Raw genomic sequence first — 16204 nt, 5'->3', positions numbered from 1 at the left:
GGGGACGCGGACAAGCCGGACGGACAACCGGGCCGCCGTGTGTACCCCTCGCCCTGCTCGCCGCCTACCTCCGCGCCTCCGGCCCGTCGTGGCCCACCACAAGCACCGCCGCGTCGTCCTCGTGCCCGACCCGCTCCGCCACCTTCATCACCGCGGCGGCCAGTGAGCTCGCCTCCATGCCCGCGACCGCGGCGATGCCCGCGAGGCGTACGACCTGGTCGAGGCCCTCGTCGATGCTCAGGGACGGGCCCTCGACGACTCCGTCCGTGAGCAGGACGAAGACTCCGCCCGTGGTGAGCCGGTGGCGGGTCACCGCGTACTCCATGCCCTGTTCGATGCCGAGCGGCGGTCCGCCCTCGTCCTCGGCGATGCCGGACCGGCCGTCCTGGGTGGCCCAGATGTGCGGGGTGTGTCCGGCCCGGGCGCTCTCCAGGACCCCGGTGGCCGGGTCGAGCCGCATGAAGGTGCAGGTGGCGAAGAGGTCGGTGCCCAGGGAGAGCAGCAGGTCGTTGGTGCGGGAGAGGAGCTCACCGGGCTCGCTGGTGACGGAGGCGAGCGCGCGCAGACCGACCCTGACCTGGCCCATGAAGGCGGCCGCCTCGATGTTGTGTCCCTGGACGTCGCCGATGGACAGTCCGATCCGGCCGTCCGGCATGGTGAACGCGTCGTACCAGTCGCCGCCGACGTTGAGGCCGTGGTAGGCGGGCGCGTAACGGACGGCGAGGTGGACGCCGGGGGCGGCGGGCAGGTCCCTGGGCAGCATGCCGCGCTGCAGGGCGACGGCGAGCTCGACCCGCGAGCGCTGGAGCTCCGCGAGCTCGCGCGCCTGCGCGGTCAGCGACCCGAGTCGGGCGAGCAGCTCGTCGCCGTCCTCCGGTGGACGCGTCAGGGACATTGATCACTCCGGCGGGGCCGTGGGCCGTGGCCCCTTCAGGGCAAAAACCCAGATTATGGGTTTAAGAGGATGATAGCGACACGAGCTGCCTCGGCCCCGGATCCGCAGTCCCCGGGGCTCACCCTCGTCGTCCACGGCCCCTCGCCGGCCGGTCAGCCCCCGAGGGCCGCCATGACCACGTCCTTGGCCTCCTCCTGCACCTGGCGGAGGTGGTCCGGGCCCCGGAAGGACTCGCCGTAGATCTTGTACACGTCCTCCGTGCCGGAGGGCCGGGCGGCGAACCAGGCGTTCTCGGTGGTCACCTTGATGCCGCCGATGGCCGCGCCGTTGCCCGGAGCCTCGGTGAGCACGCCGGTGACGGCCTCCCCGGCCAGGGTGTCCGCGGTGACCTGGGCGGGCGAGAGCTTGGCGAGCAGCGCCTTCTCCTCGCGGGTGGCGGGGGCGTCGATGCGCGCGTAGGCGGGCTCGCCGAATCGGGCGGTGAGGCCGGCGTAGTGCTCGGACGGCGTCTTCCCGGTGACGGCGAGGATCTCGGAGGCGAGCAGCGCCAGGATGATGCCGTCCTTGTCGGTGGTCCACACCGAGCCGTCCCGGCGCAGGAAGGAGGCGCCGGCCGACTCCTCGCCGCCGAAGCCGATCGCCCCGTCGACCAGCCCGTCCACGAACCACTTGAAGCCGACGGGCACCTCGACCAGGCGGCGCCCGAGATCGGTGGCGACCCGGTCGATCATGCTCGACGACACCAGGGTCTTGCCGATGCCCGCGCCTGCGGGCCACTCCTTGCGGTGGGCATAGAGGTAGGCGATGGCGGCCGCGAGGTAGTGGTTGGGGTTCATCAGGCCGGCGTCCGGTGTGACGATGCCGTGCCGGTCGGCGTCGGCGTCGTTCCCGGTGGCGATCTGGAAGCGGTCGCGCTTGTCGATGAGCGAGGCCATCGCGTACGGCGAGGAGCAGTCCATGCGGATCTTGCCGTCCCAGTCCAGCGTCATGAACCGCCACGTGGGGTCGGCGAGGGGGTTGACGACGGTCAGGTCGAGCCGGTGCTGTTCGGCGATCCGGCCCCAGTAGGCCACCGAGGCCCCGCCCAGCGGGTCGGCGCCGATCCGGACGCCGGCGGTGCGGATCGCGTCGAGGTCGAGGACGCCGGGCAGGTCGGCGACGTAGGCGCCGAGGAAGTCGTGCCGGCGGGTCGTCTCAGCGGCGAGCGCGCGGGCGTACGGGATGCGCCGTACGTCCTTCATGCCGCCCGCGATGATGGTGTTGGCGCGGTCCTGGATCCAGGACGTGGCGTCGGAGCCGGCCGGGCCGCCGCTCGGCGGGTTGTACTTGAAGCCGCCGTCGGCGGGCGGGTTGTGCGACGGGGTGACCACGACGCCGTCGGCGAGCCCGGAGCTGCGGCCGCGGTTGTGGGTGAGGATGGCGTGCGAGACGGCCGGGGTGGGAGTGTAGCCGTCGGCGCTGTCGATGAGCACGGTGACGCCGTTGGCAGCGAACACCTCCAGGGCGGTGACCCGGGCGGGCTCGGACAGGGCGTGGGTGTCGGCGCCGAGGAAGAGCGGGCCGTCGGTGCCCTGTTCGGTCCGGTACTCGCAGATCGCCTGGCTGGTCGCGGCGATGTGGTCCTCGTTGAACGCGGTCGCCAGGGACGACCCGCGGTGTCCGGACGTACCGAAGGTCACCCGCTGGCCGGGGTCGGACGGGTCCGGGTGCAGCGCGTAGTACGCGGTGACCAGCCGGGCGACGTCGACGAGATCCTCGGGTCCGGCAGGCTGACCCGCTCGCTCGTGCTGCATGTGCCCGCTCCTCCACATCGGTTGACCAAAAGCCTTTGCCGCGCCCATCCTCCCCCGTCACGGCGCGGGTTCGCGAGTGTGCGCACCTCGCGCGAACGTGGCGCACACTCCCGTACGGCCGTCCGCTTCCGCAGGAGCGCGCAGACGAAGTTCTCCGTCGGACGGTGGACGAGGGTGCGCGGCAGTTTCTCGTACGAGGTGCTGGTCGACCAGGCTCAGCCTTTCCCTCACCCGGAGCAAGAGCTTCCGGTGCTGTGGCAGCCGGCGGAACACATCACGGGTCGACCGGCATCACCTTGGTCACCTTGCCCTGCGGGGTGACCACCAGATAGCCCGTCTCGCCGTACTCGTTGTTCAGGTAGATGTTGATGGAGACGGGTGTGCCGAAGACGCTGCGGGGCGGTTGCAGCCACAGGTACGCCTCCGTCGGCTTGTCGACCTTCAGTTTCTTCTCGCCGAAGGCGATCAGGCTGGGCAACGCGTCCCAGTTGTAGCCCTTCAGGCTCACCGGCTCCTCGCCCGACAGCGTGCCCTTGATGATTCCCTTCTCCACGCCGGTGCCGGGCCGGTACGTGTACGTGTCGTAGCGCGTCTTGCTGCCGGAGACCATCGCCTCCACCGATATGTACGAGGTGTAGACCCTCAGGTCGCCGAAGGTGTGTCTCCCGGTCTCGTCCTCGATGGCCTTGAGCGCGGTGCGGATGCCTTTGGGGGTGAGCATGCCGGTGGCGAGCTTCGAGGTGCCGCTGGGCACCGCTGATCCCGAGCGCTCCGTCGCGGACGCCGAGGGCTCGGTCGACGTGGAGGAGCCGGTCTGCTGCGTGCTGCTGTGCCGGGTCGGTCCCGAGGCCCCGGTCGCCTTGTTGTCGTCGCCGCCGTTCACCGCCAGCCAGGTTCCCCCGCTCACGAGCACGACGCCCGCGACGGCGGAGGCGATCACCGCGCCGCCGCGTCGCCGGGGCGGCCGGGGTACGACGGTGTCGGCGGCCGACGGCACCGGGGGCGGCGGCTTCGGGGGCGCCAGAGGGTAGGACGTCGTACCGGAGTCCTGCACGGCCTCCGCCGCCGCGGCCAGCAGCCCGTCGACGGTCTGTGTGTCGGGGCGCGCGGCGGGATCCCGTACCAGCACGCGCGCCAGTACGGGCGTCAGGGGCCCGGCCTGTTTGGGCGGTGGCACGTCCTCGTGGAGTACGGCGGCCAACGTGGCCAGCGTCGTTCCGCGCTGTAGCGGGTGGTGGCCCTCGACGGCGACGTACAGCATCATCGCGAGCGACCACAGGTCGGCCGCGGGGCCGCCCTCGCCGCCGGTGACGCGTTCCGGGGCCATGTAGTCGGGGGTGCCGATGATGGAGCCGGTGGCGGTCAGGGCGGTGGACTCGCGGATGGCGGCGATGCCGAAGTCGGTGAGCACGGGCCGGCCGTCGGTGCGCAGCAGGACGTTGGCGGGTTTCACGTCGCGGTGCTGGACGCCCATGGCGTGGGCGGCGCGCAGGGCGTCGAGCACGCCGCGGCCGACGCGGGCGGCCTCGGCGGGCTTCATGGGGCCACGGGCCAGCCGGTCCGCGAGGGAGCCGCCCTCGACGAGTTCCATGACGATCCACGGATAGGTGCCCGTGCCGCCGTCGACGATGTGGTGGATCGTCACGACGTTCGGGTGCTGGACCCGGGCCAGGGCGCGCGCCTCGCGCAGCACCCGCTCGCGCAGCATCCGCGCGCTGTCCGGGTCGTACTCGGCGAGGTCCGGGTCCGCGGGCCGGACCTCCTTGACCGCCACACTGCGGTGCAGCAGCAGGTCGCGGGCGCGCCACACCGTGCCCATACCGCCGCCGCCCAGCCTGGACTCCAGCTCGAAACGGTCGTCGACGACCCGTCTGCCGGTCTCCCCGTCGTTCATGGCGAGGAGCTTAGGGGACAAGTGTTCATGGTCCGGACGGTGGCCCTTGCAGCCGGCGCCCGTCGGGCAGGTTCGACGGCAGGGTGAAGTGGGCGCTCACACCGGCCGGTTCGGGTGTGGGGGCGTGCCTGCGGTGTTTCGGCCGGGCGGGAACCGTCGCGGCAGGGGGCTCGGTGCTCCGCCGCCAACCCGCTGGGGCTTCCGCCATGACCACGGCCACCACGCACCAGAACAGGACGTCGATCCGGTCCAGGTTGGCCGGGTGGTCCAGCATGCTCATCAGGAAGAAGCCGGTCAGGGCCGCGAGGCCGACCGTGCCGACGACCGACTTGGCGCGGGCGGCACGGGCCGCGGAGGTCCAGGCGACGACGGTGACCGCGGCGATGGCGAGCAGGCCCGACGGGCCGGTCTCCACCAGCCAGTTGAGCCAGAGGTTGTGGGCGTGCACGAAGACCCGGTCGCCGGGCGCGGTGGCGGTGATGACCGCGCCGGACCGGCCGAGGCCGACGCCGAGGGGGTTGTCGGGGGCGAGGTCGAGGGCGGCGCGCCAGGCCTGGCCGCGTATGCCCAGCGAGTTCCCGGCCCGGGATGCCAGCCAGATCGCGGCGGACGCGGCCAGCAGGCCGCCCACGCCCACCCCTGCCACCAGGCGCCGTCGGGTGCGGTCGACGAGCCGGGGCGCGAGCCAGTAGGCGGCGCCCAGCACGAGCAGGCCGGCGGCACCGGCGACGTACCCGGCGCGGGAGAAAGTGGTGAGCAGGGCGCCGTACCCGATGACGCCCAGGACGACGATCGCCGTACGGGCCGTGCGCTCGTCGACCGCGACGGCGGCGAGGAGGGTGAACGGCAGGAGCAGCACCAGGAAGGCGGCCAACAGGTTGGGGTTGGCGAAGGTGCCGGTGGCCCGGACGAGCACGTCGTCGCCGCCCGCGTCGCAGGCGATGTCGGTGAGCAGGCCGGTGCGGCAGAAGCCGGTCGGGGTGTCGTTGGTGAACTGGGCGAGGGCGCTGGTGCCGGCCGCCGCGACTCCGGCGAGGGCGAGGAGGCCGACGGCCCGCCAGGACTCGGGCTGGGTGCGGCGCAGGCCGACGACCAGGTAGTAGCAGGCGACGACCGTGAGGAGGCCGCGCAGGGGGGCGGTGGGGTGACCGCCGCCGTACGTGGCAAGCACCGACGCGCCGAGCAGCAGGCCGATGGGCAGGTCCAGGCGGGTGCGGAAGTCCCGCAGCCGGGCCCGCGGGCGGCCCGGCGCCGGTACGGCCATGGCGGCCAGGCCGATCAGGAGTACGAGCCGGGTCGGGGTCAGGACGCCCGTGATCGGGTCGTCGGGGAAGAAGTCGGTCGCCGCGTCCAGGAGCAGGACGGCGACCGCGCCCAGCGGGACGAACAGCATGGACTTGGCTGCCGCCGACGGCTGCCCCGCCCCCGCCGATGCCCGTCCGCCGGCCGGTGCGCGTCCGTCGGAAGTCGATGCCATGGCACCCGAGCCTGGGCCCCGAGCGCGAAGGGCGGGCGTCGGACGGGCGAACGAGGCGAATCGGGTACGGAGACGGGGCTTGGCGTTCTCCTCACGGGGCCGGCGCGTCCTCGGCGGACCCGGTGAAGTGCACTGCGGTTCGGCCGTGCCCCGAAGGGGCGCGGGGAACTGCGCGACCGGCCACGACGGCGCTGCAGCCGATCTACGGCCTGTCGCCGCACTTCCGGCGGAGCGCTTGGCGGAGCGCCTAGTCGACGCCGACGAGCGCGCGGACCTCGAAGTCGGCGTATGTCTCCGGTGGTTCGGGCCGGCTCAGGACCGTGCCGAGCCAGCCGAGGAGGAAGCCGGCCGGGATGGAGACGATGCCGGGGTTCTGCAGCGGGAACCAGGCGAAGTCGGAGGACGGGTAGAGCGAGGCGGGGGTGGAGGAGACGACGGGTGAGAAGACGACCAGGAGGACCGAGCAGACCAGGCCGCCGCACAGGCTGAGCAGGGCGCCGGTGGCGGTGAAGCGGCGCCAGAACAGGGTGTAGACGAGGGTGGGCAGGATGGCGGAGGCGGCGATCGCGAAGGCGAGGAAGGCGAGGGTCGCGGTGTTGGCGCCCCAGGACACGAGGGCGAGCAGGATGCCGAGGACGCCCATGACGGCGGCGGCGAGCCGGGCCACCAGGAGTTCCTCTGTCTCCTTCGCCCTGCCCTTGCGGATGACCTCGCCGTAGAGGTCGTGGGCCAGGGAGGAGGCCGCGGCGAGGGTGAGTCCGGCGGCCACCGCGAGCAGCGTGACGAAGGCCAGACAGGACAGCAGCGCGGTGAGGATGCCGCCGCCGAGGGCGTGCGCGAGGAGCAGGACGGCGGCGTCGCCCTTGTGGTCCATGCCGGAGATGGTGTCCCGGCCCACGACGGCCGTGGCGCCCAGGCCGAGGATCCCGGCGGCCAGGCAGACGAGGCCGACCAGGCCCATCGCCCAGATGACCGAGGTGCGCAGGACCTGGCGGGAGCGCGGGGCGAGCAGCCGCATCATGACGTGCGGGAGCGCGGCGAGGCCGAGCACGATCGCCAACTCCAGGCTGAAGAAGTCCAGTTTGCTGGTGGTGCTGCCGCCGTAGCGCAGGCCGGGTTCGAGGAAGCGGGTCCCGATGCCGCTGTTGTCGGCGGCGGCGGTCAGCAGAGCGTTGATGTTCCAGTGGTAGTGGTGCAGCACCATCACCGCGGTCACGCTCACGCCGGCGACGATCATGACGGCCTTGACGATCTGGATGAAGGTGGCTCCGGGCGCGCCGCCGAGGGCCGCGTACACGATGACGATGGAGCCGATGACGACCACGCACAGGGTGCGGGTGGCGGCGCTCGGTTCGCCGGTGAACTGGGTCAGCAGGGCGACGCTGCCGACCAGTTGGGCGACCAGGTAGAGGGTGGTGACGGCGAGGGTGCACAGGGCCAGGGCGAGCCGGACCGGCCGCTGGCCGCGCGGCATGCGCAGGGCGATGGTGTCGCCGAGGGTGAACCTGCCCGCGTTGCGCAGGGGTTCAGCGATCAGCAGCAGGACCATCATCCAGGCCACCGCGGTGCCGCCGAGGTAGAGCAGTCCGTCGTAGCCGGTGAGGGCGACCAGGCCGGTGCTGCCCAGCAGGGTGGCGGCGGACAGGTAGTCGCCGCACATCGCAAGGCCGTTGCGCAGGGGCGTCATGGTGCGGTTGCCGAGGTAGAACTCGCTGATCTCGTCGCGCTGCGGGGCGATCAGCAGCGCGGTGAACAGGGTCACCACGACCACGGCGGTGAAGAGCAGGAAGGTCAGCTGCAGGCTGAACCGGTCCGTGACGACAGCGGCGATCATCGCCATGTGCGGTACCCCCCGCTCTGGTACGGAGCGGCGGAGCGCGCACGCTGCTCCCGCTGATCGGTCTGCTGCTTGTGGGCCTGGGTGCGGAAGCCGCGGGCGATCGGATCGACCCGGGTGCGCATGTGCACGAGGTGGCGCCGCGCGACCAGGGCCATCACCACGAACTGTCCCAGCCCGAGGGCCAGTCCGAGCGTGAGGTGACCGGCCAGCGACGTGTTCATGAGAGCGGGCATGAAACTCGACAGCAGGACGTACACCAGGAACCCGCCGACGGCGAGAGCCGTCATCCGTACCCCCGATCGCAACTGCACTCGACGCAGCTGCCGGAATTCGGGGTTGTCGGATATCTCGCGCCGTTTCGCCTGCTCGACATTCAAGTCGGCACCTTCTTCGCTTTCTGGTGTCGCGGCGGAGATTCGTCCGGTCGGTCCAAAAAACAGATCGAACACGCGGACAGGGCGTGCCGGAGTCGATCACCGTGCGAACATTGTGGGGGTTCGTGAATCTGGAATCGCCGCTTTCCGGATTCCTGCGGGCCCGCCGGAGGGTGAGGCGGCACCGGATGCCGGAGTATTGCAGCGCCACGGTTGAACTATCAACCGGGCAGACGGGTGAATTTATCGGGCTGGCTCATTCACACATCAGGATCGGGCCCGGTCGACATCGCACGGCCTGCGAAAAGCGGTGCACCCATGAATAGTCCATACCTATTCCATCGCAAGGCTGTCTCAAATGCAGCGCACAGGAAATGCGGCCCCGGCCCGCCGGCGGGGCGGCGACCTAAGTGAACGTTTAACCACCCGTTGACACCCCTGGGCTCCGAGCGCCCAATGGGCCCGGACAGGGCGCCCGGCGGGCAGCCGGGCGGGACAGGGGGATGTGGCGATGCAGGTTCCCGCTCCGTTCGAGTACCAGCGGGTGCACAGCGTGGACGAGGCGGTCGCGCTCCTCGACCGCCTCGGCGACACGGCACGGCTGGTAGCCGGCGGGCACAGTCTCATCCCGATGATGAAGCTGAGGCTGGCCAACTTCGAGTACCTGGTCGACATCAACGAGCTGCACGACGAGCTGGGTTACGTCCGCGTCGAGCCCGGGCTGATCCGGATCGGCGCCATGACCCGCCACCGCGAGCTGCTGGAGTCCGACGAACTCGCCGCCGCCTTCCCGATCTTCCGCGACGCGGAACGGGTCATCGCCGACCCCGTGGTCCGCAACCGGGGCACACTGGGCGGCTCGCTCTGCCAGGCCGACCCGTCCGAGGACCTGTCCGCCGTCTGTACGACGCTGGGCGCCTCCTGCGTGATCCGGGGTGTCGACGGCGAACGGGTCGTGCCGATGGAGGAGTTCCACCAGGGCCCGTACGAGACGGCGGTCGGTGACGCGGAGATCCTCACGGAGGTCCGCTTCCCGATCCGTCCGGGCGGGTCCAGCGCCTACGAGAAGGTCGAGCGGCGGGCCGGCGACTGGGCCGTGGTCTCGGCGGGCGCGGCGGTCTGGCTCGACGCCGGGCTTGTCACCGACGCCCGCGTGGGACTCGCCGCCGTCGGCCCGAACACCGCGGGGATCCCCGGCATCGCCGACATCCTGCGCGGCCGGCCGCCCGGCGAGGAGCTGTACGCGCATGCCGGGGATCTCGCGGCCCAGGCCTGTTCGCCGGTGACCGACCGGCGGGGCAGCGCGGAGTACAAGCGCCATCTGGCGCGCGAGCTGACGGTGCGGGTGCTGCGCCGGGCGGTCGCCCGGGCCGGCGGACAGGAGGCGTGAGCGTGCAGGTCACCATGACCGTGAACGGCGAAGAGGTCACCCGGGAGATCGAGGGCAGGCTGCTCCTCGTCCACTTCCTCCGCGACCACCTCCGGCTGACGGGCACCCACTGGGGGTGCGACACGAGCAACTGCGGTACGTGCGTGGTCTGGCTGGACGGCGAGCCGGTCAAGTCCTGCACGGTGCTGGCCGCCATGGCGGGCGGCCACGAGGTGCGCACCGTCGAGGGCCTGGAGCAGGACGGCCAACTGGACGCCGTGCAGCGGGGGTTCGTGGAGTGCCACGGCCTGCAGTGCGGCTTCTGCACGCCGGGCATGATGATGACCGCGCGTGCCCTGCTCGACCGTAATCCGGACCCGTCCGAGCAGGAGATCCGCGAGGCGATCTCCGGCCAGATCTGCCGCTGCACCGGATACGCCACCATCGTCCGCTCCGTGCGCTGGGCGGCCGCGGAGGAAGCCGGAACACGGACCACCGAAGCGCCCGCATCGGCCGCCGAGGTGAGCGCGTCATGACCACCACCGCCTCGAACGGCCACCTCACCTCCTTCGTCGACAACGACCGGAAACCCTGCGGTCACGGCCGGATGCTCCGCAAGGAGGACCCGCGTTTCGTCCGCGGCAAGGGCCGCTATGTCGACGACATCCAGCTGCCCGGCATGCTGCACCTGGCGATCCTGCGCTCGCCGCTCGCCCACGCGCGCGTGCTCTCCGTGGACACGACCCTCGCCGAGGCGCACCCGAAGGTCCGTCTGGTGGTGACCGGCGCGATGCTCGCCGAGAAGGGCCTGGCCTGGATGCCGACCCTCTCCAACGACGTCCAGGCCGTGCTCGCCACCGACAAGGTCCGCTTCCAGGGCCAGGAGGTCGCCTTCGTCGTCGCCGAGGACCGCTACTCGGCCCGCGACGCACTGGAGTTGATCGACGTCGAGTACGAGGCGCTCGACCCGGTGATCGACGTACGCACCGCGCTGGCGCCCGACGCGCCCGTCATCCGGGACGACCTGGAGGACAAGCGGGACAACCACTGCTTCGACTGGGAGACCGGGGACGCGGCCGAGACCGACGCCGTCTTCGCCCGGGCCGATGTCGTGGTCAGGGAGGACATCGTCTACCCGCGCGTGCATCCTGCGCCCATGGAGACCTGCGGCGCGGTCGCCGACTACGACGCCGTCGACGGCAGGCTCACCCTCTGGTCCACCACCCAGGCCCCGCACGCCCACCGCACCCTGTACGCGATCGTCGCCGGGCTGCCCGAGCACAAGATCCGGGTGGTCTCCCCCGACATCGGCGGCGGCTTCGGCAACAAGGTGCCGATCTACCCGGGTTACGTGTGCGCGATCGTCGGCTCCCTGCTGACCGGCAAGCCCGTGAAGTGGATGGAGGACCGCGCGGAGAACCTGATCAGCACCGGCTTCGCCCGCGACTACATCATGCGCGGCGAGATCGCGGCGACCCGCGAGGGGCGGATCCTCGGCATCCGCACCCATGTCCTGGCCGACCACGGGGCGTTCAACGGCACGGCGGCACCGGTGAAGTACCCGGCGGGCTTCTTCGGCGTCTTCACCGGCAGCTACGACATCGAGGCCGCCCACTGCAAGATGACGGCCGTCTACACCAACAAGGCCCCCGGCGGGGTCGCCTACGCCTGCTCCTTCCGTATCACCGAGGCCGTGTACCTGGTCGAGCGGATCGTGGACTGTCTGGCGTACGAACTGGGCATGGACCCGGTCGAGTTGCGGTCGAAGAACTTCATCCGACCCGAGCAGTTCCCGTACCGGACCAAGACCGGCTGGGTGTACGACTCCGGGAACTACGCGCCCACCATGGAACTGGCGAAGTCGATCGCCGGATACGACGGACTCCGCGCCGAGCAGGCCGAGAAGCGGGCCCGCGGTGAACTCATGGGCATCGGGGTGTCGTTCTTCACGGAGGCGGTCGGCGCGGGGCCGCGCAAGGACATGGACATCCTCGGCCTGGGCATGGCCGACGGCTGCGAACTGCGGGTGCATCCCACGGGCAAGGCGGTCGTACGGCTGTCCGTGCAGAGCCAGGGGCAGGGTCACGAGACGACGTTCGCGCAGATCGTCGCCGAGGAACTCGGCATCCCGCCGCAGGACATCGACGTGGTGCACGGCGACACCGACCAGACGCCCTTCGGGCTCGGCACCTACGGCAGCCGCTCCACCCCCGTCTCGGGCGCGGCGGCGGCGCTGGTCGCCCGCAAGGTGCGCGACAAGGCCCGGCTGATCGCCTCCGGGATGCTGGAGGTGTCGGTCGCCGACCTGGAGTGGGAGAAGGGCTCCTTCCGGGTCGCCGGCGATCCCAAGGCCTCGGTAACCATCCAGGACATCGCGATGCGCGCGCACGGAGCGGGCGACCTGCCCGACGGTGTGGAGGGCGGCCTGGAGGCGCAGATCTGCTACAACCCGGAGAACCTCACCTATCCGCACGGCGCCTACATCTGTGTCGTCGACATCGACCCCGGTACGGCCAAGGTCACCGTCCGCCGGTTCGTCGCGGTCGACGACTGCGGAACCCGTATCAACCCGATGATCATCGAGGGGCAGGTGCACGGCGGGCTCACCGACGGCGTCGGCATGGCGCTGATGGAGATGATCGCCTTCGACGAGGACGGCAACTGCCTGAGCGGCTCGCTGATGGACTACCTCATCCCGACCGCCCTCGAAGTCCCCGACTGGGAGACGGGGTTCACGGTCACCCCGTCGCCGCACCATCCCATCGGCGCCAAGGGGGTCGGCGAGTCCGCGACGGTCGGCTCGCCGCCCGCGATCGTCAACGCCGTCGTCGACGCACTCAAGCCCTTCGGTGTCCGGCACGCCGACATGCCCCTCACGCCATCGCGGGTGTGGGAGGCCATGCAGGGCCGGCCCACCCCGCCGATCTGAAGGTGGTCGCGATGTCGGGCAAGGTGAGCGCCCGGGCGCTCGAACTCGCAGAGCGGCGCGTGCCGTTCGTGCACGCGCGCGTGGTGCGCGCCCAGGCTCCGGCGTCCGCGCATCCGGGCGACGAGGCGATCGTGCACGGCGACGGCACGATCGACGGATTCGTCGGCGGGCACTGCGCCGAGGGCTCGGTGCGTACGGCGGCGCTGGGCGCCCTCAGCGGTGGCGCGCCGCTGCTGCTGCGGGTGCTGCCGGCGGGCGAGGAGGAGTTCCCGGAGACGCCGGGCGCGCAGGTCGTGGTCAATCCCTGCCTGTCCGGGGGTGCGTTGGAGATCTTCCTGGAGCCCGTCCTGCCCCCGCCGCTCGTCGAGGTCGTCGGCGACACGCCCATCGCCGAGGCCTTCCTCGCCCTCACCGAGGTGCTCGGCTACGCCACCGCCCGCTCCCGGCCCGACGAACCCACGACGGCGGTGATCGTGGCCGGCCAGGGCCACGGCGACGCCGAGGCCCTGCGCGCCGCCCTCGACGCGGGTGTCCCCCACATCGCCCTGGTCGCCAGCCGCCGCCGAGGCTCCGCGCTCCTGGACGAACTCGGCCTCGACGAGGCTGAACGCGCCCGCGTGCACACACCGGCCGGCCTCGACATCGGTGCCCGCACAGCACCCGAGATCGCGCTGTCGATCCTGGCGCAGGTGGTGGAGGCCGTGCACGCGCGGCCGGCGCTCCGCTCCGATCGACCGGTCGAGGCGGTCGACCCGGTGTGCGGCATGACGGTGACCGTCCGGCCCGACACCCCTCATCTGGTCACCGACGAGGGCGAGTTGTGGTTCTGCGGCACCGGCTGCCGGGACCGCCGCGCCGCGGAACCGGTGGGCTAGCGCGTGAGCGAGCTGTTCACCGACGCCGACGACGTACGCGGGCGCCTCGACGCCGTCGGCCACCTGGTCGACGAGGGCACCGCGACCGCCCTCTTCCTGGCCACCGTCCTCGACCGGCCACTCCTGGTGGAGGGCGAGCCGGGTGTCGGCAAGACGAGCCTCGCCAAGGCCCTCGCCCAGGTGCTGGACACACCGCTGATCCGCTTGCAGTGCTACGAGGGGCTCGCGCCCGGCGAGGCCCTGTACGAGTGGAACTACCAGCGCCAGCTGCTCGCCATCCGGCTGGCCGAGGCGCGCGGCGGGCAGCTCGCCGACGCCGACGTGTTCACCGAGGAGTTCCTGCACGACCGGCCGCTGTTGCGGGCGGTGCGTCATCCGGGCCCGGTGCCGCCCGTCCTGCTGATCGACGAGATCGACCGGGCCGACGACGAGTTCGAGGCGCTGCTCTTCGAGTTCCTCGGCGAACGGTCCATCACCGTACCCGAGTTGGGCACCTTCGCCGCCGTACGGCCACCCGTCGTCGTGCTCACCTCCAACCGCAGCCGCGAACTCCACGACGCCCTGCGCCGCCGCTGCCTGTACCACTGGATCGACTTCCCCTCCCCCGACCTCGCGGCGCGGATCCTGCGCCGTTCGGTACCGGCCGCCAACGAGCCGCTCATCGCCTCGGCGACCCAGTTCATCGGCCGGGTACGGGAGTTGGACCTGGACAAGGCACCCGGGATGGCGGAGGCGATCGACTGGGTCTCGGCGCTCGCCGCGCTGCGGGTGGCACGGCTGGCCCGCGCGGACGTCATCGGCACGCTCAGCGCCGTCGCCAAGAGCCCCGACGACCGGACCACCATCACCGATGCCCTCGAGGAACTCGGCTTTCCCGGACAGGCGAGGAGACCATGAAGATCGACCAGGAGTTCGGCGTCGACGTACCCGTGGAACGCGCCTGGCAGGCGCTCACCGATCTGGAGGCCCTTGCCCCGTGCATGCCCGGCGCCGAGCTCACCGGCGTGGAGGACGACGTCTACAAGGGCCGGGTGAAGGTCAAAGTGGGCCCCGTGGTGAGTCAGTTCGCGGGCACGGCCCGTTTCGTGAAACGGGACGACGACGCCCACATCGCCGTCATCAGCGCGGCCGGAAAGGACACGCGCGGGGCGGGAACGCCTCCGCGACGATCCACGCGCGGCTGCGCCCCGAGGGCGTGGGCACGGTCGTGACGGTCAGTACGGATCTCAACATCAGCGGGCGGCTGGCTCAGTTCGGCAGCGGCATGATCAAGGAGATCTCGGAGAAGCTGTTCACGCAGTTCGTCGAGAACGTGGAGAGCCGGCTGCTGGGTCCCGCCACCGCCCCCGAGGAAGAGGAGGAGGAGACACCACCTGCTCCAGAGCCCGAGGAGGCGCCGGCGGGCGAGCCGCTGGATCTGATGCGGCTGGCCGGCGGGTCCGTGTACCGGCGGCTGGTCCCGGCGCTCGTGGTGGTCGTCGTGGTCGTGGCCGTCGTAGTCCTGCTGCTGGCCCTGTGAGCCGGGCCGGGCCACTGCTCCCGGCCGTCGACCGGGCCGCCTTCGCCGTGGCGTTCGCCGGCCGGCTCCGGGAGCGGGGCGTGGGCGTGGGGCTGACCGCCACGCAGGACTTCGTGCGGGCGCTGGTCGCGGTGCCGCCCCTGTCGCGCACGGCGTTGTACTGGGCGGCGCGGGTCACCCTCGTACGCCGGCAGCCGGATCTGGCGCGGTTCGACGAACTCTTCGACGCCGTGTTCGGGGAAGCGCTGCTCTCGGTCGATCCGAACGCCCGGCGCGGCGGCGACCGTTCGGCGGTGCGCGGGGGCGGTTCCGGCGCGCCCGCGCTGCCGTACGACGGCGACTCCTCCGTCAACGGTCGCCAGGGTCTGCCCTGGGTGACACTGGCGCCCGTCATCGCGGCGGCCGGCCGGCACGACGAGGAGACGCTGTCCGTGCCGGAGCGGCTGCCGAGTGATCTCGCCGGGACGTTGGAGACGCCGTTCGAGCAACTGGACGCGCGGGAGGCGGAGTTGCTGGGCCGGTGGCTGGAGGGGGCTCTGCGGGAGTGGCCCACGCGCCGGTCGCGCCGGTACGCGGTGCGGCCGGGTGGGCGCCGGGTGACGCTGCGGGAGACGGCGGCGCGGGCCCGGCGTACCGGCTGGGATCCGGTCCAACTGGTGCGAACGGGGCCGGTGGCGCGGCCGCGCCGGGTGGTGGTGCTGTGTGACGTGAGCCGGTCGATGCAGGCGCAGGCGGTGGCGTATCTGCATCTGATGCGGGCGCTCACGCTGGCCACGCATGCCGAGGCCTTCGCGTTCGCGACACAGCTGACCCGGCTCACCGCGGCGCTCGGACACCGTTCCGCGCAGACCGCGCTGGAGGAGGCGACGGAGCGGGTCGGCGACCGTTTCGGCGGTACACGGATCGCGCACTGTCTGTCGACGCTGCTCGCCTCGCACCACGGCGGCGCTCTGCGGGGCGCGGTCGTGCTGATCGGTTCGGACGGCTGGGACGGTGATCCGCCGGAGCGGCTCGCCGCCGCGATGGCCCGGCTGCGGCGCCGGGCACACACCGTGATCTGGCTCAACCCCCGGGCCGGGACGCCCGGTTACGTCCCCCGCACGACGACGATGGCCGCCGCGCTGCCTTACGTCGATCTGCTGCTGCCGGCGGACACCTTCGGGGCGCTGCTGCGGGTGCCGGACGAGGTGGCACGGCTTGCCCGGCGCGGCTGAACGGCCCGGAGCCGGTCCGGGCCGT

Annotated in this window: 14 protein-coding genes; 8 read left to right on the top strand and 6 right to left on the bottom strand. The window is 71.9% G+C overall.

What is annotated here, in order from left to right:
• Positions 1–64 precede the first annotated feature (64 nt).
• The 6 genes from ACQEWB_RS47705 to ACQEWB_RS47680 form a co-directional block, all read right to left on the bottom strand.
• Complete coding sequence (locus ACQEWB_RS47705; RefSeq protein WP_432842871.1) at positions 65–895, bottom strand: PP2C family protein-serine/threonine phosphatase; 831 nt, start codon at positions 893–895, stop codon at positions 65–67.
• A gap of 152 nt (positions 896–1047) precedes the next feature.
• Positions 1048–2688, bottom strand: a complete 1641-nt coding sequence (pgm, locus tag ACQEWB_RS47700; protein ID WP_432842869.1) for a phosphoglucomutase (alpha-D-glucose-1,6-bisphosphate-dependent) — start codon at positions 2686–2688, stop codon at positions 1048–1050.
• Positions 2689–2962: 274 nt separating this feature from the next.
• Positions 2963–4582, bottom strand: a complete 1620-nt coding sequence (locus ACQEWB_RS47695; protein WP_432842867.1) for a serine/threonine-protein kinase — start codon at positions 4580–4582, stop codon at positions 2963–2965.
• A gap of 25 nt (positions 4583–4607) precedes the next feature.
• Entirely contained in the window at positions 4608–6059 is a 1452-nt protein-coding gene (locus ACQEWB_RS47690) for an O-antigen ligase family protein (protein ID WP_432842865.1), read from the bottom strand.
• Positions 6060–6306: 247 nt separating this feature from the next.
• On the bottom strand, positions 6307–7899 hold the full coding sequence (locus tag ACQEWB_RS47685; protein ID WP_432842863.1) for a solute symporter family protein: 1593 nt from the start codon (positions 7897–7899) through the stop codon (positions 6307–6309).
• Positions 7890–8276, bottom strand: coding sequence for a DUF485 domain-containing protein (locus ACQEWB_RS47680; RefSeq protein ID WP_432842861.1), 387 nt, complete (start codon positions 8274–8276; stop codon positions 7890–7892). The genes ACQEWB_RS47685 and ACQEWB_RS47680 overlap by 10 nt, the downstream gene beginning before the upstream one ends.
• Positions 8277–8784: 508 nt before the next feature.
• Between ACQEWB_RS47680 and ACQEWB_RS47675 the strand changes: the two genes are divergently transcribed.
• The 8 genes from ACQEWB_RS47675 to ACQEWB_RS47640 are packed head-to-tail and all read left to right on the top strand — an operon-like array spanning position 8785 to position 16179.
• A complete protein-coding gene (locus tag ACQEWB_RS47675; RefSeq protein WP_432842859.1) occupies positions 8785–9663 on the top strand; it encodes an FAD binding domain-containing protein in 879 nt (292 codons plus the stop codon).
• Positions 9660–10178 carry a (2Fe-2S)-binding protein gene (locus ACQEWB_RS47670; RefSeq protein WP_432842857.1) on the top strand — a complete coding sequence of 173 codons (519 nt, stop codon included), beginning with the start codon at positions 9660–9662 and terminating at the stop codon, positions 10176–10178. The genes ACQEWB_RS47675 and ACQEWB_RS47670 overlap by 4 nt, the downstream gene beginning before the upstream one ends.
• On the top strand, positions 10175–12571 hold the full coding sequence (locus ACQEWB_RS47665; RefSeq protein WP_432842855.1) for an aerobic carbon-monoxide dehydrogenase large subunit: 2397 nt from the start codon (positions 10175–10177) through the stop codon (positions 12569–12571). The genes ACQEWB_RS47670 and ACQEWB_RS47665 overlap by 4 nt, the downstream gene beginning before the upstream one ends.
• A gap of 11 nt (positions 12572–12582) precedes the next feature.
• Entirely contained in the window at positions 12583–13446 is an 864-nt protein-coding gene (locus ACQEWB_RS47660; RefSeq protein WP_432842853.1) for an XdhC family protein, read from the top strand.
• A 3-nt stretch (positions 13447–13449) separates the two neighbouring features.
• A complete protein-coding gene (locus ACQEWB_RS47655) occupies positions 13450–14343 on the top strand; it encodes an AAA family ATPase (protein WP_432842851.1) in 894 nt (297 codons plus the stop codon).
• Positions 14340–14657, top strand: coding sequence for an SRPBCC domain-containing protein (locus tag ACQEWB_RS47650; protein ID WP_432842849.1), 318 nt, complete (start codon positions 14340–14342; stop codon positions 14655–14657). The genes ACQEWB_RS47655 and ACQEWB_RS47650 overlap by 4 nt, the downstream gene beginning before the upstream one ends.
• Complete coding sequence (locus tag ACQEWB_RS47645) at positions 14654–14965, top strand: hypothetical protein (RefSeq protein WP_432842847.1); 312 nt, start codon at positions 14654–14656, stop codon at positions 14963–14965. Before ACQEWB_RS47650 ends, ACQEWB_RS47645 begins: the two co-directional genes overlap by 4 nt.
• Positions 14962–16179: a vWA domain-containing protein gene (locus ACQEWB_RS47640; RefSeq protein ID WP_432842845.1), complete on the top strand. Its 1218-nt coding sequence runs from the start codon at positions 14962–14964 to the stop codon at positions 16177–16179. Before ACQEWB_RS47645 ends, ACQEWB_RS47640 begins: the two co-directional genes overlap by 4 nt.
• The last annotated feature ends 25 nt before the right edge of the window (positions 16180–16204 follow it).

The sequence above is a fragment of the Streptomyces sp. CA-249302 genome, assembly GCF_050936785.1.
Classification (GTDB): Bacteria; Actinomycetota; Actinomycetes; order Streptomycetales; family Streptomycetaceae; genus Streptomyces.
Note: the sequence above shows the minus strand (reverse complement) of the source record. Positions and strands in the feature narration are given on the sequence as shown.